General features: G+C 36.3%; 17 protein-coding genes. 13 read left to right on the top strand and 4 right to left on the bottom strand.

The window, feature by feature from the left end; translation table 11 throughout:
• Positions 1-86 precede the first annotated feature (86 nt).
• The 8 genes from leuC to C8N37_RS07105 all read left to right on the top strand — a co-directional run bounded on the left by leuC (position 87) and on the right by C8N37_RS07105 (position 9,335).
• Positions 87-1,484, top strand: coding sequence for a 3-isopropylmalate dehydratase large subunit (gene leuC / locus C8N37_RS07140; RefSeq protein WP_108158257.1), 1,398 nt, complete (start codon positions 87-89; stop codon positions 1,482-1,484).
• 40 nt (positions 1,485-1,524) lie between these two features.
• A complete protein-coding gene (locus C8N37_RS07135) occupies positions 1,525-2,364 on the top strand; it encodes a methyltransferase domain-containing protein (RefSeq protein ID WP_108158256.1) in 840 nt (279 codons plus the stop codon).
• A 295-nt stretch (positions 2,365-2,659) separates the two neighbouring features.
• On the top strand, positions 2,660-3,244 hold the full coding sequence (gene leuD, locus C8N37_RS07130; protein WP_108158255.1) for a 3-isopropylmalate dehydratase small subunit: 585 nt from the start codon (positions 2,660-2,662) through the stop codon (positions 3,242-3,244).
• Positions 3,244-4,707 carry an ATP-binding cassette domain-containing protein gene (locus tag C8N37_RS07125; protein WP_186812812.1) on the top strand — a complete coding sequence of 488 codons (1,464 nt, stop codon included), beginning with the start codon at positions 3,244-3,246 and terminating at the stop codon, positions 4,705-4,707. Before leuD ends, C8N37_RS07125 begins: the two co-directional genes overlap by 1 nt.
• A 136-nt stretch (positions 4,708-4,843) precedes the next feature.
• Entirely contained in the window at positions 4,844-5,917 is a 1,074-nt protein-coding gene (gene leuB / locus C8N37_RS07120) for a 3-isopropylmalate dehydrogenase (RefSeq protein WP_108158253.1), read from the top strand.
• A 35-nt stretch (positions 5,918-5,952) separates the two neighbouring features.
• Entirely contained in the window at positions 5,953-7,116 is a 1,164-nt protein-coding gene (locus tag C8N37_RS07115; RefSeq protein ID WP_108158252.1) for a 2-isopropylmalate synthase, read from the top strand.
• 142 nt (positions 7,117-7,258) lie between these two features.
• Entirely contained in the window at positions 7,259-8,512 is a 1,254-nt protein-coding gene (ilvA, locus tag C8N37_RS07110) for a threonine ammonia-lyase IlvA (RefSeq protein ID WP_108158251.1), read from the top strand.
• 304 nt (positions 8,513-8,816) lie between these two features.
• The gene (locus C8N37_RS07105) at positions 8,817-9,335 is read left to right on the top strand and encodes a DUF2911 domain-containing protein (RefSeq protein WP_108158250.1); all 519 of its coding nucleotides are present in this window, start codon (positions 8,817-8,819) and stop codon (positions 9,333-9,335) included.
• Between the two features lie 204 nt (positions 9,336-9,539).
• Here C8N37_RS07105 and C8N37_RS07100 read toward each other — a convergent pair whose 3' ends face one another.
• Positions 9,540-11,942 (bottom strand): S9 family peptidase, encoded by a 2,403-nt coding sequence (locus tag C8N37_RS07100; RefSeq protein ID WP_108158249.1) that lies wholly within the window; start codon positions 11,940-11,942, stop codon positions 9,540-9,542.
• Positions 11,943-12,305: 363 nt separating this feature from the next.
• On the opposite strand from C8N37_RS07100, the gene C8N37_RS07095 reads away from it, so the two are divergent.
• The 5 genes from C8N37_RS07095 (at position 12,306) to C8N37_RS07075 (ending at position 18,292) form a co-directional block, all read left to right on the top strand.
• On the top strand, positions 12,306-12,539 hold the full coding sequence (locus tag C8N37_RS07095; RefSeq protein WP_021191847.1) for a thioredoxin family protein: 234 nt from the start codon (positions 12,306-12,308) through the stop codon (positions 12,537-12,539).
• A gap of 30 nt (positions 12,540-12,569) precedes the next feature.
• Positions 12,570-12,977 carry a class Ib ribonucleoside-diphosphate reductase assembly flavoprotein NrdI gene (gene nrdI, locus C8N37_RS07090; protein ID WP_108158248.1) on the top strand — a complete coding sequence of 136 codons (408 nt, stop codon included), beginning with the start codon at positions 12,570-12,572 and terminating at the stop codon, positions 12,975-12,977.
• Positions 12,937-15,042, top strand: coding sequence for a class 1b ribonucleoside-diphosphate reductase subunit alpha (nrdE, locus tag C8N37_RS07085; RefSeq protein WP_108158247.1), 2,106 nt, complete (start codon positions 12,937-12,939; stop codon positions 15,040-15,042). The genes nrdI and nrdE overlap by 41 nt, the downstream gene beginning before the upstream one ends.
• 101 nt (positions 15,043-15,143) lie before the next feature.
• Entirely contained in the window at positions 15,144-16,130 is a 987-nt protein-coding gene (nrdF, locus tag C8N37_RS07080) for a class 1b ribonucleoside-diphosphate reductase subunit beta (RefSeq protein ID WP_108158246.1), read from the top strand.
• Between the two features lie 353 nt (positions 16,131-16,483).
• On the top strand, positions 16,484-18,292 hold the full coding sequence (locus C8N37_RS07075) for a M60 family metallopeptidase (protein WP_108158245.1): 1,809 nt from the start codon (positions 16,484-16,486) through the stop codon (positions 18,290-18,292).
• 55 nt (positions 18,293-18,347) lie between these two features.
• On the opposite strand, the gene C8N37_RS07070 is transcribed toward C8N37_RS07075, so the two are convergent.
• The 3 genes from C8N37_RS07070 to C8N37_RS07060 are packed head-to-tail and all read right to left on the bottom strand — an operon-like array spanning position 18,348 to position 24,307.
• On the bottom strand, positions 18,348-19,523 hold the full coding sequence (locus C8N37_RS07070; RefSeq protein ID WP_108158244.1) for a glycoside hydrolase family 76 protein: 1,176 nt from the start codon (positions 19,521-19,523) through the stop codon (positions 18,348-18,350).
• A gap of 54 nt (positions 19,524-19,577) precedes the next feature.
• A complete protein-coding gene (locus tag C8N37_RS07065; protein ID WP_108158243.1) occupies positions 19,578-21,140 on the bottom strand; it encodes a RagB/SusD family nutrient uptake outer membrane protein in 1,563 nt (520 codons plus the stop codon).
• A 17-nt stretch (positions 21,141-21,157) separates the two neighbouring features.
• Positions 21,158-24,307, bottom strand: coding sequence for a SusC/RagA family TonB-linked outer membrane protein (locus tag C8N37_RS07060; RefSeq protein WP_211322209.1), 3,150 nt, complete (start codon positions 24,305-24,307; stop codon positions 21,158-21,160).
• Between the last annotated feature and the right edge of the window lie 437 nt (positions 24,308-24,744).

The following is a 24,744-nucleotide window of genomic DNA, read 5'->3' as shown; positions in this document are numbered from 1 at the left end:
AATTTAGACTGCGAAAATTCGGCTGTTTTTAGCAAGTTCCTAAAAACAGCCGAATTAAATTGAAAAAATTAACATTAGAGAAGAAAATGTCAAAAACATTAGTAGAAAAAATTTGGGATGCGCATGTCGTCAAACGTGAAGAAGGATTTCCAGATATTATTTATATAGACACCCACCTTATCCATGAGGTAACTTCACCACAAGCATTCGACGGTTTACGAAAAAGAGGCTTACCGGTATTTCGTCCCAACCAAACTGTCGCAACTGCAGATCATAATGTTCCCACTTTAAATCAGCATCTTCCGATTAAAGAAGAATTATCACGTTATCAAGTCGATATGTTGACTAAAAACTGTGCTGAATTTGGAATTAATTTATATGGTCTCGGTCACCCCTATCAAGGCATTGTACATGTAATCGGTCCAGAACTAGGTATTACCCTTCCTGGTAAAACCATGGTATGTGGAGATAGTCACACCTCTACCCATGGTGCATTTGGTGCTATTGCTTTTGGAATAGGCACTTCTCAAGTGGAACAAGTTTTTGCAACACAATGCTTATTGCAACAAAAACCAAAAACGATGAAAATCGAAGTAAATGGTGATTTGCAAAAAGGAGTAGGCGCAAAAGATATTATCTTATACATCATTGCAAAAATCTCCGCAGCAGGTGGTACAGGCTATTTTATTGAATACGCTGGTTCAGCAATCCGTTCATTAAGTATGGAAGCTAGAATGACCATTTGTAACATGAGTATTGAAATGGGAGCGCGAGGCGGCTTAATTGCACCCGATCAAACGACTTTCGATTACGTAGAAGGACGTGAATTCGCCCCTAAAGGTGAAGAATGGGATCAAGCATTGGCCTACTGGAAAACATTATATTCTGATGACGATGCACAATTTGATGCTGTATTAGAATTTGATGCAGCAGATATCGCACCGATGATCACCTATGGTACTAACCCAGGAATGGGAATGGGGATCACAGAAAATATTCCGGCTACACAAGCGCAACCAGAATCTGAACAACCATCTTATCAAAAAGCACTCAATTATATGGGCTTTGCAGATGATGCTCCAATCTTGGGAAAACCAGTAGACTATGTTTTTATTGGAAGCTGTACTAACTCCCGTATCGAAGATTTACGTGAAGTAGCTGCCTTTGTTCAAGGAAAACAAAAAGCAGAACAAGTAGAAGTATGGATCGTTCCAGGCTCTAAGCAAGTAGAAAAACAAGCCATCGAAGAAGGATTAGATAAAATTTTCGAAGCTGCTGGTTTTCAATTACGTGAACCCGGATGTTCTGCTTGTTTAGGAATGAATGAAGATAAAATTCCTGCAGGGAAATACTGTGTTTCAACTTCAAACAGAAACTTTGAAGGCCGTCAAGGTCCTAATGCTCGTACCATGCTCGTATCACCTTTAACTGCAGCAGCTGCAGCTGTAACAGGTATTATTACGGATGTAAGGGAATTGATATAAATTAAATGTTAATAGTAACTGTTCTTTAATCACTTTACATATGTGCCAAATTTGTCAGACCGTAGCAGTCACTGAAAATAAAGTCATCCATAGAGAATCGCAAAGTTCCGCTAACACCTTTAACCAAAGAACTTTGGATCAGGATTATCGTACGTTGAAGTCTGCTTTAAAACCCGGAATGCGAATTTTGGACATTGGATGTGGAACAGGTGCCATCACCAAAGATATTGCTGCAATCGTGGGTCCAACTGGTTATGTAGTTGGAATTGATAATACTGCATCATTTATTACAGAAGGAAACAGCTTATTTGCCAACATACCGAATCTAGAGCTAGTTCATTGTGATCTGTTAGATTTTGAATGTATCGAAAAATTTGACTTAATCGTATCTGCAAGAACCTTTCAGTGGATTTCAACATTAGACAAAGCGATTGATAAATTGAAAACGTTATTAAAGCCCAATGGGCAAGTATCGATTTTAGATTACAATCATGAAGCGATAGATTGGAATCCAAAAATACCAAGAAGCATGCAACATTTTTATCACATGTTTCTCATGTGGCGAAATGATGCCGGTATGAACAATAGAATAGGCTATGATCTGGAGGAAATATTGGAAGAGCATGGATTTGATCAAATAGAAGTTTTCAATGCAGATGAGCATTATGAGCGCAATAATCCATTACATCTAGACAAAATAAAAATATGGTCTAAGGTAGCCAACTCCACACAGATGGTAGAAGAGGGATATTTGAATGACCAAGAGCGTTTAGATGCTATTCAAGATTATAACAACTGGGCTGACCATGAAGCTGTAAGTATGACCATGAAGCTACGAGAAGTGAGAGCAATTTTAACATCAAACATATCGTATCAATAAATTATTTGGATGAAACCATCATGAGCTTAAAGGCTCTCATAAATAGAGATAAATATGCTCCTCAGGATAGTTTCATCAACATTAAACAACAAACCGAGTGAAACGAGATCATTTATACATTTGAAGACAGACACTCGTAAATAATGAATTGGATGAAACCATCATGAGCTTAAAGCAGCTCACAAACCGAGATAAATACTCGGCTCATGATAGCTTCATCACCATTAAAAAACAAACCGAGTGAAACGAGTTCATTTATACAGTTAAGAACAGACACTCGTAAATAATTATTTGGATGAAAAAATTTGAAACATTAACAACAACGGTAGTTCCTTTACCGATTGAAAATATAGATACCGATCAGATCATTCCAGCTCGCTTTCTAAAAGCGACTACACGTGAAGGATTCGGTGATAATTTATTCCGCGACTGGCGTTATGATAGCAACAATCAGCCAAAAGCCGATTTTGTGATGAACGATGCTACCTATCAAGGAAAAGTATTAGTCGCAGGTAAAAATTTTGGTTGCGGTTCAAGCCGTGAGCACGCTGCCTGGGCTATCCAAGATTATGGTTTTGATGTCGTTATCAGTAGTTTCTTCGCAGATATCTTTAAAGGAAATGCCTTGAATAATGGCGTATTGCCGATTCAGGTAACAGACGAGTTTTTAGAAACTATTTTTGATACCGTATTTAAAAACCCGAACACAGAAATTATCGTTGATTTAGAAAATCAAACCGTTACCTTATCTGAAACAGGTGCACAACAATCTTTTGAAATTAATCCTTACAAAAAATCATGCCTGATCAATGGTTATGATGATATTGATTTCATCTTGAATAACAAAGCTTCAATTGAAACTTTCGAACAAACAAAATAATGATAGAACCTGTCGTCCATATTGCCAATTTAACTGTCCAACACCAATATCATGTGGTATTGCAGGACTTGAATTGGCAAATTGAACCAGGTCAGCACTGGTTGATCGGTGGTAGAAGCGGAACAGGAAAGACCACGCTAGCACAAGCAATTGCTGGACATGTCCCATACAGTGGAATTTTAAACGTCAACTTTGATAACCACTCCCCTCTTCCGGCAGAAGTTTTATATGTCTCCAATTGGTACCAATTCACCAATCTAGAAGGCGATAAAAACTTCTATTATCAGCAACGTTACAACAAACATCAAACCAACGATACGTTAACAGTACAGGCCGAATTTCTACATTTTGCAAAAGAAAAGCATTTACAATTCGATGATGTAAAACCATACTTCGAAACTTTTGGATTTGAAAATGTTCACGATACACAGCTCATCGAATTGTCCAGTGGAGAACATAAAAAACTACAATTGCTAAAAGCCTTATGGCTAAAGCCACAAGTATTGATTATTGACCAACCCTATACAGGTCTGGATCGTCAATCTCGCCAAGAGCTCAATCAAGCATTTGATGATCTGGCGCAAGCTGGTGTGACATTGATATTAATCAGTAACGATCAAACGGTACCCACCTGTATCAATCATTTTGCAGAAATACAGGAAGGTCAGTTATTTGAGGTTTCTTCACAAGCAGCATTCTCACGAGAAAAAGAGCGCGCAAGAAAACCACTTCCACATTTTTTACAGAAATCTCCACGTATTACTTCCCAAACCATGGTAAAAATGTCCAATGTGGATGTAAGGTATGGTGAAAAAGAGGTACTAAAAAAAATTAGTTGGGAAGTAAAAGCAGGTGAAAAATGGTTATTGCAGGGGCATAATGGTTCCGGAAAGTCAACTCTATTGAGTTTGATCAATGGAGATCATCCGCAAGCATATGCCAATGATATTGTTCTTTTCGGTAAACAAAGAGGATCTGGAGAAAGTATATGGGACATCAAAGCTCATTTAGGAATTATTTCACCTGAAATGCATTGGTACTTTGATCAGTCAGCGAAAGTTTGGCAAAGTGTTGCTTCAGGTTTTTTTGATTCCGTTGGACTATTCCGTAATCTCAGCTTTGAAAACCAACAATTCCTCGATCAAGTATTAGATTTCTTTGATTTGAAAGAAGATAAAAATAAATTATTAAATACACTACCCTTAGGCAAACAACGTCTTGCTTTGCTAGCAAGAACAGTGATTAAGAATCCTGAATTATTAATTTTGGACGAACCCTGCCAGGGTCTTGATTACGAACAAACACAACATTTCAATGCAGTTGTAGATGAACTGTGTACCTATGGCAAGACATTAATTTATGTCGGCCATTTTGAAACACAACTCCCGTCATGCCTGGAAAAGAAAATAATATTAGATAAAGGAATAGTTCAATCCATTGAAGATATTTTACAATACGCATAGCATGAAACCGTCATCAGCACACTACTCCCAATATCATGTAGATATGCTGATGAATGTTTCATCATAAAACATAAAAAACGAGTGCGATGAGTTCATGAATACCATTGAAATCCTACACTCAAAAATAATTAATCTGATGAAAAAAAATATACTCGTTATTCCTGGTGATGGAATAGGACAAGAAGTTACAATTTGGGGTAAAAAAGTTCTAGAAAAAATCGGACAAAAATATGGTCATGAATTCAGTTTTGATGAAGCGATCATGGGTCACGTTGCTATTGAAGCTACCGGAAACCCATTGCCAGATGAAACCTTAGAGAAAGCAAAATCAAGTGATGCAATCCTATTCGGTGCCATTGGACATGCTAAATACGATAATGATCCATCTGCTAAAGTACGTCCGGAACAAGGATTATTAAAAATCCGTAAAGAATTAGGTCTTTATGCAAACTTACGTCCCATCTTGTTATTTGATGAACTATTAGACGCATCTAGCCTGAAACCAGAAGTATTAAAAGGAACAGATATCCTTTTCTTCCGCGAGTTAACCGGTGATGTCTATTTCGGTGAAAAAAATCGTTCCGAGGACAACAACTTCGCTTCAGATCTAATGAATTACAACCGATATGAAGTAGAACGTATCGCACATAAGGCATTTGAAGCTGCTCGCACACGTTCCAAAAAATTATGCTCCGTAGATAAAGCAAATGTATTGGAAACGTCACGTCTATGGAGAGAAGTCGTGCAAGAAATTGCAAAGCAGTATCCTGACGTGGAGACCGAACATATGTTCATTGACAATGCTGCGATGCAATTAGTGAAAAATCCAAAGAAATTTGATGTTGTATTGACAGCTAACCTATTTGGAGATATCCTGACGGATGAAGCTTCTCAAATCGCGGGATCTATGGGTATGCTAGCTTCTGCATCTATCGGTGATGGTACAGGATTCTTTGAACCTATCCATGGTTCAGCACACGATATCGCAGGACAAAATAAAGCCAATCCTTTAGCATCAATCCTATCTGCGGCCTTGATGTTAGATATCAGTTTCGGCTTACAAACCGAAGCGAAAGAAGTAACGGAAGCAGTTGCTGCTGCATTAAAAGCAGGTTGGAGAACTGGTGATATTGCAAATGCAAATACACCTGCAGATAAAATATTAGGCACACAAGAAATGGGTGCTCAAGTATTAGAATTTATTAAATAGACTGAACAGAGTTTCTAAATTATAAACATAAAGCTATGTTACACGATCCAAATCATCTATACATCTTCGATACCACTCTTCGCGATGGCGAACAAGTACCAGGATGTCAATTAACTACTCCTGAAAAAATCGACATTGCAAAAGATTTGGAGAAACTGGGTGTCGATGTTATTGAAGCTGGTTTCCCAGTTTCTAGCCCCGGAGACTTCCAATCGGTAGTTGAGTTATCCAAGGCAGTAAATGATGTTATCATCTGTGCTTTGACACGTGCCAATGAAAATGATATTAAAGTTGCTGCAGAAGCCTTAAAATATGCAAAAAGACCACGTATACATACGGGTATCGGAGCTTCTGATATGCATATCAAATATAAATTCAACTCCACACGCGAAGAAATATTAGATCGCGCTGTTGCGGCTGTAAAATATGCAAAATCCCATGTTGAAGACGTTGAATTTTACGCAGAAGATGCTGGTCGCGCTGATTTAGTTTACTTAGCGCAAATGGTCGAAGCAGTTATAGCCGCAGGTGCCACTGTTGTCAACATTCCAGATACAAACGGATATTGTTTACCAGATCAATATGGTGCAAAAATCAAGTTTTTAAAAGAAAATGTTAAAAACATTGATCAAGCGATTATTTCTGCACACTGTCACAATGATTTGGGATTAGCAACAGCTAACTCGATCGCTGCAATCCAAAATGGTGCCCGTCAAGTGGAATGTACTATCAACGGTATCGGTGAACGTGCTGGAAATACATCTTTAGAAGAAGTAGCTATGATCTTAAAAGTGCACAAGCAATCTTTTGGTAATTTGACATCCAATATTGATAGCAAAATGTTCACCTACCTGTCACGTAAAGTCAGTGAGATGATGAATATGCCTGTGCAGCCCAATAAAGCAATTGTTGGTCGAAATGCTTTCGCACACAGTTCAGGTATTCACCAAGACGGTTTCTTAAAACATCGCGAGACCTACGAGATTATCCGTCCTGAAGATGTAGGATTAGAAGAAGCAGATATTATTTTGACAGCACGTTCTGGCCGCCATGCATTAAAATATCACTTAGAACGCCTAGGTTATACCTTAGAGAAAGAAGCGCTATCACAAACATACGAACGCTTCTTGATTATTGCAGATGCCAAAAAAGATATTTGCGACGATGATCTCAGAAGTTTATTCGCAGAAAGCGTTTGATAAAACAAAAACTTATTAAAACGTCATTTTGACAAAGAATAACTTCACAAGTAAAAAGTCAAAAAACTTAATTACTTTTATTCTAAGTCAAGATGACGTTTTTTTATTAAAAAAACAGTAATCACCTAATCACAGTAATAAAATGAGTTTAGATTTTTCTAATTTACAAATCGACTCAGAAAGCACTTATCACCGTATCAAAGACGTCGTCAATCGCACAGCTTTGCAGTATAACACTTATCTTTCTGAGAAATATGGCGCCGATGTCTATCTGAAGCGAGAAGACTTACAAATCGTTAGATCCTACAAATTAAGAGGTGCATATAACAAGATCATTTCCCTGAGTGAAGAACAGCAACAACGAGGAGTTGTATGTGCTAGTGCCGGCAATCATGCGCAGGGTGTAGCTTTTTCTTGTAAAAAGCTCGATATTAAAGGTGTTATTTTTATGCCGGGCCCAACGCCTAGACAGAAGATAACACAAACCGAAATGTGGGGCAATGGAAATATCGAAATTATATTGACCGGAGATACTTTTGACGACTGTCAGAAAGCGGCTCGCATTTATACCGAAGAAAATAACATGACCTTTATCCCACCTTTTGATGATCCAAAGGTTATTGAAGGACAAGGAACTGTAGCCGTGGAAATCTTACAAGATTTACCGGATGTTGATGCCGTTTTTATTCCAATTGGTGGTGGTGGTCTTTCTGCAGGAACAAGCTATTATTTGAAAAACAAAAATCCAAATATCAAATGCTATGGCGTAGAGCCGCAAGGTGCAGCTTCCATGCAAGCTGCATTCACTGTAGGAAAACCTGTTGAACTTGAAAAAATAAATAAATTTGTTGACGGCGCAGCAGTTCAAAAAGTTGGCGAACTGACCTTTGAGATCAGTCGTCAGTATTTAGACGATATCAGATCCATCCCTGAAGGAAAAATATGTACCTGCATATTAGAACTTTACAATAAAGATGCAATCGTAGTGGAACCAGCAGGCGCCCTCTCGGTAGCAGCCCTAGAGTTTCATAAAGAGGAGATTAAAGGCAAAAAAGTTGTATGTATCATCTCAGGTGGTAATAATGATATCAACCGTATGAGTGAAATTCAAGAATTATCACTCCTGTATGAAGGATACAAACATTACTTCATCGTACGCTTTCCAAATAGACCTGGAGCTTTAAAACTATTCGTATCCGAAGTACTAAGTCCAAAAGATGACATCACCCGCTTTGAATTTATCAAAAAAACGGAACGCGAACGTGGGCCAGCTTTGATCGGTATCGAATTGAATAATCCGGCAGATTATCAATCTTTGTTACAAAGAATGACAGACAATAAATTTGAATATATTGAATTAAATAAAGATCAAACATTATTTGAATATTTAGTATAATAGCTTCAAATGCAAAATCTAAAAAGGGAAATATGGAATAAAAGCATATTTCCCTTTTTTCATTATTCCCATCCATTACCTATTTTAAACCCTATTGATCTATTTTTAATCATAATTTAAAGGGAAGTATGCTTACATACACTTATTTTTTGCGTTTAAAAAAAGTGACAAAACCCATGATAATCGCTACTTTTGATCAGTAAAAATTTGTAACCGAATAGCATAACCAAAACCAATTGAGATTAGAACAGTCTATTAATAAGATAAATATATTTTTTTTCATATATTTAAACTAAAAAATATTATGAAAACAACAGCTATTCTATTCATGTTAACCATCATCTGTACCACCGTATTTGGACAGACAGACAAAAGCAAAAGACCAAGCCCACCTGATAGTGTTAAAGTCACCACGAATGATGGTGTAACGATTGACATCCACTACAGCCGCCCTTCTTTAAAAGGACGTCAAATTGGAGTTGATATTGTTAAAATAGGAGAAGTATGGCGTACTGGAGCGAATGAAGCAACGACAGTAGCCTTTGATAAAGATGTCCTTGTCGAAGGTAAGAAGTTATCCAAAGGAAAATATAGTTTATATACAATTCCGGGAGAGCAAGAGACCATTGTCATTTTCAATAAAACCTGGGATCAATGGGGAACAAAATATGATAAAAATCAAGATGCCCTACGTGTTAATGTTTCCAGTCAAACAAATAATCTAGCACAAGAACAATTTAAAATTGATGTTGATCAATCAGGTAAAATAGGTCTTTTATGGGGAGATTATGTACTTCCTATACAAGTCAAATCTGCACTTTAACGAACAAAAAGATGAACAACAAAGCATAAAGAAAGCCAATTCCGAACAATTGATACAATCATATGCATCATCAAAATAGTTGTTCTATCATAATTAAAAGTCGAGCATATACCGATAAACTTCATTGATCCCCATAGAGGAGAAAGATAAAAAAGGCCAGATGAATTTTTAACATCTGGCCTTTCTATGTAATTTTTAAAATTCTTAATTCTTCAAATATTTTTCAAGAAACTGATCCTGCTCCCATAATAAATGAAAAATATTCTCCTTAGCCACATATCCATGTGCCTCTCGAGGAAGAATAACCATTCTAACTGGAGCTCCAAGATTTTTCAATGCTTGAAAATAACGTTCAGTTTGCAGCGTAAAGGTTCCAGGATTATTATCCGCTCCCCCATGCACAAGCAACAATGGTGTTTTCATTTTATCAGCACTCACAAATGGTGACATCGTCATATACAATTGTGGGTCATCCCAAAAATTGCGTTGCTCACTTTGAAATCCAAAAGGAGTCAGCGTACGATTGTAAGCACCAGAGCGCGCTATTCCTGCTGCAAACAAATTTGAATTAGATAAAAGATGTGCCGTCATAAAAGCTCCGTAAGAATGACCTCCAACGGCAACTTTCTTACGATCAATATAGCCCAAGTTATCCACGGCATCGATCGCAGCAGCACCATTCGCAACTAATTGTTCAATAAAAGTATCATTTGGTTCTTGTGCCCCCTCTCCTACGATTGGGAATGCCGCATTATCGAGTACAGCATAACCTTTAGATACCCAATAGATAAAAGATCCATAACTAGGGTAAGTAAATTCTTTCGGATTTGCCGTAGTCTGTCCTGCAGTATTTTTATCCTTATATTCTCTTGGATAAGCCCAAATTAATAAAGGAAGTTTCTTTTTATTTTTGAAATCATAACCAGCGGGTAGATACAATGTCCCCGAAAGATCAACACCATCCTTACGCTTGTAATTCAAGATTTCCTTGTGCACCTTTTCTAAACTTTTAAATGGATTTTCCAAATGAGTCAGCGCTTTTTGCTTGCCTGATTTCATATTCTTAGTAAAATAGTTCGGAAAAACAGAAGCTGATTGTAAAGAAATCAACATGTCCCCTGTTTTGGGATCAATAAGTTGTACGATGCGTTCTTGAAGATCCGAGTTTTTAGCTGTATATAGACGTTTCTTTTTTAAAGTTTTGAGATCCAATTCATCAATAAAAGGAAACTCACCTTCTTTAGTAAAACCTTTTCCAATCAACAGGGTTTTTCCATTTTGAATGTACATCGGATAAGTCCCAAAGTTATTACGATCTCTAAAAACATCTCCTGGATCATTATAGACATCTTGGCTATTACGATCATTGACCAATCTTGAATCTCCAGAAGTAGGATCAACTAAGAACGTTTTCACATTACGCGTATCGTACCATTGTGAGTTCACCAAAGCATACTGATCAGTGCCCCAAGTAACGCCAGCAAATCGATCTTTAGTTTTTGTGATGAGCTTTGGTTGTCCAGTAAAAGGAAAGTCCAATGTATATAGCGCATCGCGATACTCCACCTGTTTACTTGGATTTCCTTCATCTAGCGCTTCAACAAAAGCCAATGTTGCAGCCTTATCATCTCTCCAATGCAGATAGCGTCGACCAGTACGTGTCGCTGAAAATCCTTTAGGCATCACTTCAATCAAAGGAACATCACTAACCTGCGTGATTAATTTTCCTGCTAGATCATAAATAGCTGTTTCCTGTGGAAATCTAGAATAGGGAACAATATAAGAATAAGGCTTCTTAATCGTAGTAATCATGATATAATCACCATTTGGAGAAAATGAAGTTCCTGCAAAAATGGATTTATCCCGAAACTTTTGAATTCCACCTTTTAGATCTACTATCTGTAACTCGGATTGTACCAGGGTTTCAAAATTTGCTTCATCTTGTGGGTTTTTCAACAAATCTTGATAGGTTCTCAATTGCGAAACCTGACCATCACTCGTCGAAACAATTGGTCCTGCTGGCAGATCCTTGGTTTGATCAATTAATTTGGATCTATTTGCAGGCAATGTTGAAATTAAAAGACGGTCAGAATTGCGGAACCACTTAAATGGCGCATCCATAGTCGCATTTAATAGATATGATGTCAATTGTGTCACCTGCAACGTGGTTAAATCCAATACAAATAATGCGGTACCCGTAGCATCCGTATTGGTAAATGCTAATTTCTTATTATCTGGAGAAAAAGTTACATTTGACAAAGCTGGATTTTCAGGCATTCCTTTAAAATCTGTAAACTCTTTATCATCAGCAATTTTCTTTAATGATATTTTATTAAAGAAATTTTCTGCACTCACCACATTTGTGACTGGATTAATCCGAAGACCGGCTAATTTCATCTCTTCCTGCCCCAGTTCTGTCAATGTTTTATACGTGGGTCTATACATAAACAAAATCCAATTACGATCACTTGATATACGCATTTGAGGAGGACGAACAAAATCAGCTAAAGCCAAAATTTCAGAAGAAGGTTGTTGGAAGGTAATATTCTCTTGGGCAGAGGCTTCCAGAGATAACAAAAATAATAAACCGTAAAATAATTTTTTCATATATATTATAATATAATAAGCTGTCAAAATATAGTAAATAATTAAATAAAAACAAGAAAATGTGGTCACTTTATGACACAAATATTAGACTAAAAAAACATTCTTAAAATACAGATATTTTAGAGGTTCTAAAGTTATCAACATTAAATTAATATTGATAACCAAGCGGATACAAATATTGTGCATGCGCAAAGGCATATATCGATCACTTTTTTCCACCAATGTGGAAAAGTCAAATTACAGCTTCGAATTAAATTTATGATATTTGTTAGAGTTGAGAAATTAGGCTTCTCAAACTTGTTAAAATCATTCAACTCAACTCGCCTTCTTTTAGGAAGCGCGATTTTAAATTTAAGTAAAATCATGGCAAGAATCATCAAATTCGAGAAAAACGATTGTGCACCTTGTGCTCAAGTATCTGCATATCTAGATCAAAAAGGTATCAAATATGAGTCTATCAACCCATTTGATCAACCTGATTTAGCTGCAAAATTTAAAGTACGCACTGTTCCGACCGTTATCGTTTTGGAAAATGACGAAATTCAACACCGAATTATCGGTTTCAAGCCTGAAGAATTAGGAGCAATCGCATTATAATAAAAATCTGGTATCAAATTTTTATAATCCATGATACATATTTATTACGATAGCAAAACAGGAAATGTACAACGTTTTATGGATAAGGTCACACAAATTACAGGCTGGCAAGGACATAAAATAACCGCAGATCTTGTTGCTGAAGAATCGGGGCATCTCGTAACTTTTACCACTAATTTCGGACAAATACCTGAAACGACCATAGTATTTATGAAAGCAAATGCTTCAAAAATCTATTCGGTCACTTCAAGCGGTAACCGCAATTGGGGACAAAATTTCGGATTAGCTGCTGACAAAATTTCGGCGGACTTTGACATCCCATTGGCTTTCAAATTTGAATTGTCTGGTACAATGGAGGATATTAACCAATTTATTGACATCATAAAGAACAACTGCGATGGTAGCAAACGAGGTAGCAAAAAACTGGATATTGCTTAACAACGAAATCATGATCAAACATGATGACGAGTTTAGCTTACATAAAGATAAAGAGGCCGTTCGTGCCTATTTTTTAGAGTATGTAAATAAGAATACCGTATTCTTTTATACATTAAAAGAAAAAATCGATTATTTAATTGAACAAAATTATTATATCAATTTCTACGAATGGTTTACATACGAAGAAATGGAAACCGTTTATAATTTTGTGTTTGCAAAAAAATTCCGCTTTGCATCCTTTATGGCTGCATTTAAATTTTTCCAGAGCTACGCACTAAGAGATGACTCGGGAGAGAAATTTCTGGAACGCTATGAAGACCGTGTCGTAGCAGTGGCTTTATTTTTAGCACGTCAAGAAGGTGTGGAAAAAGCAATTGCTTATGCCGAATTATTTATCAATCAAGAATATCAACCAGCAACACCAACATTCTTAAATGCAGGTAAAAAACGTTCTGGCGAATTGGTATCTTGTTTCTTAGATGAAATTGGTGACAATTTAAATGGTATTGGCTATGCTGTTGATTCAGCAATGAAGTTATCATCGATCGGTGGCGGTGTTTCATTCAATATCTCGAAAATTCGTGCTCGTGGCGAAGCGATCAAAGGAGTAGAAGGTCGCGCTGGTGGTGTCCTTCCCATCATGAAAATCATGGAAGATACGTTTTCATATGCCAACCAATTGGGACAACGTCCTGGTGCTGGTGCAGTATATTTAAATATTTTCCATGCTGACATTGAAGAATTTTTAGACTGTAAAAAAATCAATGTCGATGAGAAAGTACGTATCAAATCACTTTCTATCGGTATTATTATTCCTGATAAGTTCATGGAATTAGCGGAAAAGGATGAAGCTTGTTACTTAATCTATCCACATACCGTAATGCTAGAATATGGCATACCATTGGACGAGATGGATATGGACAAGATGTACGAAGAGTTGATCACCAACCCGAATATCAAGAAGAAGAAAATCAACGCTCGTCACATGTTAGTCAAGGTTGCACAGACACAAAAAGAGTCCGGCTATCCTTATATCTTCTACAAAGAAAATACCAACCGTGCTCATGCATTGAATGGCATTGGTAAAGTGAAATTCTCAAACTTATGTACAGAGATCATGCAGGTGTCTGAGGTTTCAGAAATAAATATCTACGGAGAAGAAGATCAAATCAAATATGGTATCTCCTGTAACTTAGGTTCCTTGAATATAGCTACCGTAATGGATAATAAACGTGTTAAAGAATCGGTTAAATTAGCAATGCGCGCTTTAACAATGGTATCTGATGTTACCGATATCAAAATGGTTCCTTCTATCGCCAAAGCAAATAAAGAATTACATTCAGTAGGGCTTGGTGCTATGAATCTACATGGTTATTTAGCAAAAAGCTTTATTATGTACGAATCGGAGGAAGCATTAGACTTTGCCAATGCATTCTTTATGATGATGAACTTCTACTCTTTAGAAGCATCGATGGAAATCGCACGTGATCGTCAAAGAACATTTGTAGGATTTGAAAAGTCCGCTTATGCAGATGGATCATATTTTAACACGTATACAGAACGCGACTATTTACCAAAAACAGATAAGGTTAAAGAATTATTTGAAGGTGTTCATATTCCAACAATTGAAGATTGGGAAAAGTTGAAAGCAGAAGTTCAAGAGCATGGTATTTATCACGCTTATCGATTGGCTATCGCGCCAAACCAATCCACATCTTATATCATGAATGCAACAGCATCAGTTATGCCGATTGTGGATATCATTGAAGTTCGTGAGTATGGAGATAGTACAACATACTACCCAATGCCTTATTTGACAAACGATAATTACTTCTACTTCAAATCGGCATACGATATGGATCAATTTAAGGTCCTTAAATTAGTATCCGTTATCCAACGTCACATTGATCAAGGGGTAAGTACAATTTTGCATACCAATTCGAAAGATAATACACGTGACCTATCTAGATATTATATTTATGCACATAAATTAGGTCTTAAGTCATTGTATTATACACGGACACGTAAATCATCTATTGAAGATTGTGTTTCTTGTTCAGCATAATTCTTCATTAAAAGATAAAACCCATAAGTTATTCAAAAGATAATAGGACTTTTGAATAGCTTTATTAACATATACATTCAATAATTCTCGCTGTAAAAATAATGAGTAAACAATATACTGCTGTAAACTGGAATACGCCAGATAATGATTATGCCTTGATGTTTTGGGAGCAAAATATTAGACAATTCTGGATTGATACCGAATATATCCCTTCGAAAGATATCGATAGTTGGAAAGGATTAAGCTGGGAAATGAAAGAATGCTATAAAAAAGCATTGGGCGGACTAACTTTGTTAGATACATTACAAAGTCATACGGGTATGCCAAAAATCATTGACCATACAGAGTCTTTACAAAATAAGGCCGTATTATCGTATATGTGTATGATGGAAGCTATCCACGCAAAATCATATTCAACTATTTTTACAACAGTATCTACGACAAACGAAATCAATGATATTTTCGGTTGGGTTGAACAAAACAAATTTTTGCAGTTCAAAGCCTCTACGATTGATTCTTACTACCGCATATTAGACAAGAAAAACCCAACAAATGAAGAATTATTTATGACCTTAGCAGCTTCAGTGCTTCTAGAGTCATTTTTATTCTATTCAGGTTTCTTCTTGCCTTTATGGTTATGCGGGCAAGGTCAAATGGTTGCTTCTGCAGATATCATCAAAAAGATCATTGCTGACGAGTCTATCCACGGGGTTTTCGTTGGATTAATGGCACAAGAAGTCTTTAAAAAAATAAAAAATCAAGAAGAGGTAAAACAAAAATTCATTACATTGTTAAACGAGTTGTACGACAACGAAATGAAATATACAGAAGAAATCTATACAGAAGTTGGTTTAACCGCAGAAGTAAAAGAATATGTACGTTACAACGGCAACAAGGCATTAATGAATCTTGGATTTGATCCGATTTTTGAAGTAAAACAAGTAAATCCAATTGTTTTAAATGGCTTAAATACCGAAACAACACAACATGACTTCTTCTCGAAAAAATCAACTAACTACGAAAAGTCAATGGAAATCGTACATCTTAAAGATGACGATTTCAAAATGGATGCTACAGTAAACGTATAAGCATATACTTATCCCGATATAGATTCCCTTTACTGAATAAGTAAAGGGAGTTTTTATTTTAAACGAATCCATGATCTGATCGATTTGCAGAGTTAAATAATCAGATTCATGAATACATCAAATATTCATATGATAAATCTAACGAATATCTTGTTTTACTCCAAAACAGAAAAAGACAAACATATCAACTTGAAATACAAACTTTCACACTCGTTATCAATAATTGAAGAAACAGAGCAAAAACTATAAAACGTAAAACCTCTATTACACAAACGTTTGTCTGAAATCGAAGCAATACAGAGGAAGCTCTTTTGAACTATATTTGGTGTTACCAACAAACCAATTCGACTAAGATGAATAAATTATTTACATTTTTATTATTATCTGCTATCAGTATACAATCCTATGCACAGCAGGAGTATAGCCACCTATTTGCAAAAAACGATTACAGTCAAATAAAAAAGAATGTCAACGATGAAGATATTGCGCGTATCAGCAACCCGACTTTACAGAAAGCCGCAAGACAATTAAAAGATGGATCCTATCCTCTTGAAAAACGTTTACGTGCCTATACAAACTACCTCTCTCCCTTCCTCTTGAGCAAACAGCTCAAAACAAGTCCGTACTCTTCATATGAAAACCCAACGGGTATCTATTTCTCTACAGGAGATGAAGCAATTGTATGGGTCGGAAAGACCAATGGAGCAGCACTTGCACTTCGTGTAACGAATTGGGATGATCAAAATTTTGAACAAAAGGATTATCAGCTCAAAGAAGGGTATAATGCTTTCAAGATTGAAAATAAAGGAAATGCGTACATTCAATATTTTTCAGAAGACAAAGTCTCGTCAAAAAAGATCAATATCCACATACTCGGTGGACAAGTAAATGATGTATTTGAACGAGGCAAGCATACCAATAAAGATTGGGATGATATGCTGGCGAATGCCTCAGGTCCAATTTTAGATATTGTTGGAAAACATGTACAACTGGCATATGCCGTAAAATCATTACAGCAAAATGCGCCTCATCAAGGAGTAGAACTGATCCAGCTGTATGATTCTATTATCGCTATTCAACACCAAATTATGGGATTAGCACAGACTAAAAGAGTACCTAAAAACAGGATGTTTGGTCGTGTGATCTGGCAAGGATTTATGCATGCTGATGGTATCGGAGCTGCATTTCACGATAATACCATGAAAGATGTTGCAAATGTGGCTAATCTTAGAAAAAATTCTTGGGGAGTAGCGCATGAGTTTGGTCATGTCAACCAAGTACGACCAAACATGAAATGGGTAGGTACAACAGAGGTAACCAATAACATCTATTCCGTATGGACACAATATACGTATAACAGCCATAGTCCCAAATTAGAACGAGAACGCTTAAAAGACTATGATGAAGCTAAAATTGGAGGCCGTATCACTGCTTATATGGAATCTGCATTTGTACACCGTCAACCCTGGTTAACACAAGCCGGTCCAGATAGATGGGATCGCCAACGTCCACGTGATTGGGGCGGAGATCACTTCGTAAAATTAGTTCCCCTTTGGCAATTACAATTATACTTTACTGTTGCAGGAAAAGGAAATGTCTGGGAGCATAAAAACTTCTATGGCGATATCTATACAAAAGCCATCAATGCTGCAGAAACTCCAGAAAAGCAAGATGCATACTATCAAATGGAATTCATAAAAAATGCATGTGATGCAGCAAAATTAGACCTCACAGATTTCTTTGAACAGTCTGGTATGCTCATACCAATAGATCTGTGGGTAGATGATTATACCTGCGCACAAATGACAATCACCGCTTCAGATATTGCGGAAATAAAACAGTATGCTGCAAAATATTCTAAACCCTCGACACCAGTATTACATTATATCACCGCAAATAGTGCTGACATCTATAAAAACAAATCACCGCTAAGTGGAAACACTGGAGCTGGTTTTGAAAAAAAGGAAGGTAAAATCATTATTCAAAATAATGCGTGGAAAAATGCAGTAGCATTTGAAACATATACGGGCGACAAATTGGTAAAGGTAGCCTTTGTTGGTGCTGGTTCAAACGATGTGTCCAATACCATTGTACACACTCCAGCAGGCACGACACAGGTGAAAGCTGTCGGATGGGATGGAAAAAGGATGAATGTATTATAGTAAGTGATAAAAGAGGCTGATTTTTACACAATCAACAAAAAATCAGCCTCTTTTGCTAATAACTAAGCTTTGCCAATCGAGCATACATTTCTACAAATGCACATTGATCAAGTAAATCTTTTTTCTCTTTTCGATTTTTAAGCGTCCAATCGGCATAGAACAATCCCTTTTCATCGCGCATATTCCGCCACGCATAGTGCAAATTTTTAGCGAATACAGTGATATATTTCGGGTTTTGGTCTTGTTCAAATAAACTAATGAAGCCCCGCATCATCACAGCATGAAACCAAAGGTTACTGTTTTTCAACAACTTAAATTCTTGCCCTAAAAAATCTTGAAAAAAATAAGAATAACATGCTTCAGCTAGCTTTTGGGCATCAATCAAATATTGCTTCTCTTTGGTCAATCGATACAATAAAGCAGCAGCTTGCAACATTTGACCTGAATTATATGAATATTTGGCTTTATCCACATGGCGATTTAAGCTCATATTATCCCAATAAAGTCCATCCGTAGGGTCTTCCAGTTTTTCTTTTGTCCAATGATAAAGTCGCTTTCCTTCTAGAAAATATACACTATCTTTTGTTGCTTCAAAGAGTTTTAGTGCAAATACACTAGCAGGCGCATTAGAACAGGTGTTTTTTGATTCCTTTTTTTGCTCGCACCAATAGATTCCTCCACCGAGTAGACTATCTTCACCACTTTTTACAAAAGTCCATATCTCCTTAGCTTTTGTAAGATATACATCCTTTTTAGTATACAAATAACTATCAGTGAAATCAATACCCAACCAAATATTATCATCATAAAAACGATCAGAGGCAGCTGCTGTGTTCAAATAAGAAGCATAACCTATTGGTAGACGTTTTTCATCACGATAGACATGAAGACCTATCAACACCTTTTTATCCAGAATTTTTTGATATTCTTTTTTTTGTTTTGGCAATTCCATCAACGCATTCACGGCCGAAAAACTACCCGAAAAAGGCCATAGATAAGCATATTTTTTCTGTTGCGCCGCTTGTTCATTATTGTTTAGATAATCAGCTTTAAAATTTTCATCAAATGGATATTTTTCCAATAACAACTGATTCTCCGAATTTCCAAAAAACTGATAAATCCGCTTCATTGTTTGTGAAGCTGCCAAATCAAATGGCACCTTTTCCTGTGCACATAACGGAATTATACACAATTGAATCATTAAAACTGCACAAAAACTAAATAATTTCATATTTGTGATGAGATCTAAAAAAGGCTGTCCCGAGTACGGGACAGCCTTTCGATTTTAATTGTAACCTTCGTTTTGCGTTAGTTTATTGTTTCTTTGAATTTCATCTGGTGAAATTGGCCATAAAAGATCTGATTCTTTAAAGATTGCACCTGATCCATTTTTAGCTCCAATAAGAGGAACGAAATCAATTTTACCCGCTTCTGTCGTAGATATAACAGGAAACATTTTTGTTCTTAAAATATCATCCCACATTTTAAACTCCAATGGGAATTCTCTCAACCGCTCAATCCAACATTCTTTCACAAAATTATCAACAGATAAACCTTGAAGTTCAGATGTAAAATCAGCCACAGTTTTGTTCTCGGTATTAGCACGAGCTTTAACCTGAGCTAAGTAACCGGCAGCCTCAGCAGTCACACTACCACTTTTAGCAATAGCTTCCGCAGCAATCAACAAAGCTTCAGGATAACGATAAAAATTCCAATCTTTCGTTGCCTTTCCCGTTGTCAGTAATGCCTGTTCATCAAAATAATACCAAACACCTGCTTCAGTTGACTCCCAAACCTTACCCGTATTCGGATTTGTATATTTCCAATGAAAGAATTGGTTGGGTTGAATACGAAGATCTTTGGTATCATACACATTTAAAAACTGCTTTGTTGGACCAAATACACGTTCAAAGATCGCATACTTATCAAACACCGATACAGCAGAAGAATTAAAAGCATAAGTTGGCCACCAACTGCCACTATTAATTGTTGCATCATATTCTTGAGCATAAATCACTTCATCCAGATCATCGGTACTACGTAAACGATTGTAGGCACTGTTCATTCCTAAGTCTGAGTTGGTGGTCATGCTATGACCTGAATTAACCACAATTTTAGCTGCTACGGCTGCATCTGCAAATTTTCCTTGTTGCAAATAAACATTTGCTAAAGTCATTGCGGCTGCATATTTGGTAATACGATGACCATTTTGGGCAAATTTAGTTGCCGGTAATAATTCAACAGCTTCTTTCAGATCAGCCTCAATTAATGCATATACTGTCGCAGCATCTGTTCTTTCTAAATAAAGATCATCCTTTAAAGTCTCATTAGGAGTTGTAGATAGAGGTATTGCTCCAAATGTTTTTACTAAATAGAAGTAGTTAAAGGCTCTAAAAAATTTAGTTTCGCCAAGAAGTCGATTTTTCACATTTTCAGCCATATTAATTTCAGGAATATATTTCAAACCTGCATTGGCTATATTAATTGCTTTATAACTATCATCCCAAATGGTATTCATCGTCCCAGAAATCAAATTTGTATTATTTTGACGAGTCAACTCACGTGAAAATAAACAGACTCTTTCCTGTCCTTCGTAGCTATTGGTAAAGTATCCAGTCAACATCGTATTCACAGAGGCTGTAGGTCCAATATAAGCACTACTAGCAAATGAAATGCGCTGTGGAGCACCACGTCGATAAAGAGAATTTACTGTTGCTTCCGCTTGTCCAGCATTTTTGTAATAATATTCTAATGATAAATTTGATTGTGGATCTTCTTCCAAAAATTTTTTACAGGAAGTTGTCATTGCCAATCCGGCCAGTAACAATATAATAAATTTATTTTTCATGTATTCAGTTCTAAAAATTAAAATGTAACATTAAGACCTAAAGAGAAAGTCTTCGCTCTTGGATAAGCAAAGAATGTCATATTTTGTCCAAAATTACCTGTTCCTTGAGAAGTACTTTCGGGATCATATCCTTTGAAATCACTCGATGTAAATAAGAATGGATTATTAGCATTTGCATAGATCCTTAAATTAGACATCCCCACCCGTTTCAACACTTCTGGCTTAAACGTGTAGCCCAATTGAATTAAATTCACTCGAATATAGGAGCCATCTGCTACCCATGAATCGTCAACGTTACTATCTTGACCGGCATGTCCTCCATTAGTGAGGTAGATCGCTTGCTCCATGGTATTGGGATTTGTACCGTTATAAGCATCGGTTAAAATCTCTTTTAAACCATTGGTAATACCAAAACGGTCATAAGTAGAATGAAAAAATTGTTGCATTACTTCTACTCCTTTAACAAATTGAAGATCTAAAGTAAAATCAAAGTTTTTATATCTTAAATTATTAATAAAACTACCCGTCCAATCCGGTATTCCCTTTCCAATAATCTCTTTTTCTGTTGTACGTTTTGGTCTACCTATTTGATTTAAGGTAGCATTACCCGCATCCACATCTGCTTGTGTATAAATTCCCAATCTGCGATAACCGAAAAAACTATTTAAATTTTCTCCCACACGAATCACACTATTAGGTCCACCAACCCAACTATTCATTAAAATATCGGCATTATTTTCACCCAATTTCAATACTTCGTTTTTATTGTAATTCATATTTAGAGATGATTTCCAGTTGAAATTCTCGTTATTTACAAGAGTACCTGTGATCATCATATCTAAACCTTTATTTTGTACAGAACCAATGTTCTTCATTACCGTACTAAATCCTGATGCTGTTGGCACAGGCGCATCTAACAATAAATCAGTAGTTTTTTTATGATAGTAAGAAATATCAAAATTTAAACGATTTTGAAATAATCCCAACTCCACTCCGAAATCAAACTGAGCTGTTTTCTCCCATTTTAAATCAGGATTGGCAATGGTACTCACAAAAGAATATGGAGCTCTATTATTGTTCAATAATATAGTTCCAGCTTCAACAATAGCTAAAGATTTATATGGATCTATCTCGGAATTACCCGTCATTCCATAACTACTATGTAGTTTTAGGTTACTGATAGATTCATTCCCTTTTAAGAAATCTTCGTTAGAAACATTCCATGCTAAACCAGCTGACGGGAAAAAAGCATATTTATTATTTTTTCCAAATTTGGATGAACCATCATAACGACTCGTAACAGTCGCCGAATAACGATTATCATACGAATAAGAAGCTCTTAAAAAATACGAGTTCATTGCCCATTTATTCCAGTTTGATCCTGGAGGAGCCGGTAAAATTCCGATACCCATATTATTGAATTCATAAAAATCATCAAAGAAACCTTCCGTTCTTGAATTATCGAAATCATAGGTACGAGCTTGCCACGATAAACCAGCCATTGCATTAATACGGTGTTTATCAAACTGTTTATTATAAGTCAAATAAGTCTCTTCCTGCCAGTAGAAAGTATTGGTATGGTTTCTTTCAGCCCAACCATTTGGTTTGGAGATATTATTCAATGATATAGATGAGTAACCCTGATATTTTTTATCATGATTATCAATACCAAATTGTGTTTTCAGATCTAATCCATCAGCAAGATGAAACGTCAAAGCAGCATTACCAAAAATCTGCGTATTATAACGCATACGCTTTTGCAATTCTAAAATTGAAACGGGATTGGCCATACCTTCAAAACCAAGAACATCAGCGATTGATGAAGAAGCAGAATTTGTATATTCACCGAGTTTATCTCGTACTGGAAGCCAAGGAAGCATTTCAATCATAGTACGACGAGCATCTTGCCCACCCCCATCCTCAGGCGTATAACGTCCCCAAGTATGATTCACACTTAAATTGACAGCTGTTGATAACCAAGATGTGGGTTTAGAATCATAAGCCAACTTACCATTTAAACGTTTATTATACGTGTTATTAACGATACCTTGTTGATCAGTATAATTAATAAAAGCACCAACTGAGGATTTATCATCACCTTGTTGAATACTGAGTTGATGATTTTGTGAAATAGCCGTTCGAGTTGCTTCCCTCTGCCAATCGGTATCATACAATGGTTTACCACCTGCATCAAAGTAATCAGCATCATTGAACCATGTTGAACGATCCAAATCCCAAGTTTTTCCTTGGTATTTGTTTTCATTTTCCAAGCCAATCATAAATGCATCTGTCCACTCTTGTGCATTTAGAAGATCCATATAACGCTGCGGAGAACTTACACCAAGTGATCCTTGATAACTAATGGTGCGTCTTCCATCTTTATTACCACGCTTGGTCGTAACTAGAATTACTCCATTCGCACCCCGAGCACCATAAATCGCAGCAGAAGATGCATCTTTTAGTACTTCAATATTTTCAATATCATTGGGATTCAACAACTGAAAATCTTCCATGACAACTCCATCGACAACATATAGTGGGCTAGATGAAGAATTGATCGTTGCCATTCCTCGGATGATTACCTTATTACCGTAGGCTCCAGGCTGGCTGGAATTGGAGAAGATGTTAACACCTGATGCTTTACCTCTTAGGTTGTCCAATGGGCTAAAATTCTGATCTTTGATCATGTCTGCACCTTTCACCATAGCTATAGATCCGGTCACATCAGACTTACGCATCGTACCATAACCGACCACAACTACTTCATCCAATTGATCTGCAGTTGATTCGAGACGGATGGTTAAGCTGGTGGTGCTCGTCACTTTTGTTTCTGAGGTCTTATACCCTACAGACGATACAACGAGTACATCTCCGACTTTAGCATTGATACTGAAACTACCATCTTGTCCAGTCTGAGTTCCTCCTGGAGATCCTTTCACCGAGATAGTCACACCTGGTACTGGATTTCCTGTGCCATCCAGTACCTTACCACTTACTTGTCCTTGTTTAGCAACAAGGTTTTTTGCTTCTGATACTTCCACGTATCCTAACGAAGTAACTGACGATGCATAGACATGTTGCATAGATCCAGCAATAACAGCTAAAGAAAAAAACAATTTTGATTTTTTCTTTAACTGCAAAAATGTTCTTGCGTCAAATTTGTTCATAATTTTTAAAATGATTTAGATTTGTTTAATCGTTTTAGCCATTTTTGAGAAAAAAATAAATACATAGGTTTCCCTCAAAATGTTAACACATGTTTGTTTGTTGGTTATAATCTTTTAAAAAAGCATATTTTATGCCTTAAGAAAAGTTTTGATCATAGTTGGTTTTAACATCATAATTTGTTTAATCGTTTTAGCTATTTAGAAAAATAAATATTGTAATAGAATTCCCTTTCAAAGACACTAAAACAAATTTTTCTATTCTGTATGGTTATTATTTTTATAAAAATCGATTTATATTTCAAGAGAAAATACCAATCATAATTGGTTATTACATCATAATTTTTTTCAAGCTTGAGTCTATAAATTGCACAATAAACCTAAATACACCGCATCACTGATGTTATCTTAAGCATTTATAAGGTTATTGTAACTTGATT

The organism is Sphingobacterium faecium, from assembly GCF_003054045.1.
In the GTDB taxonomy this organism is placed as follows: domain Bacteria; phylum Bacteroidota; class Bacteroidia; order Sphingobacteriales; family Sphingobacteriaceae; genus Sphingobacterium; species Sphingobacterium faecium.
This window is presented reverse-complemented; position numbering and strand designations above follow the sequence as displayed.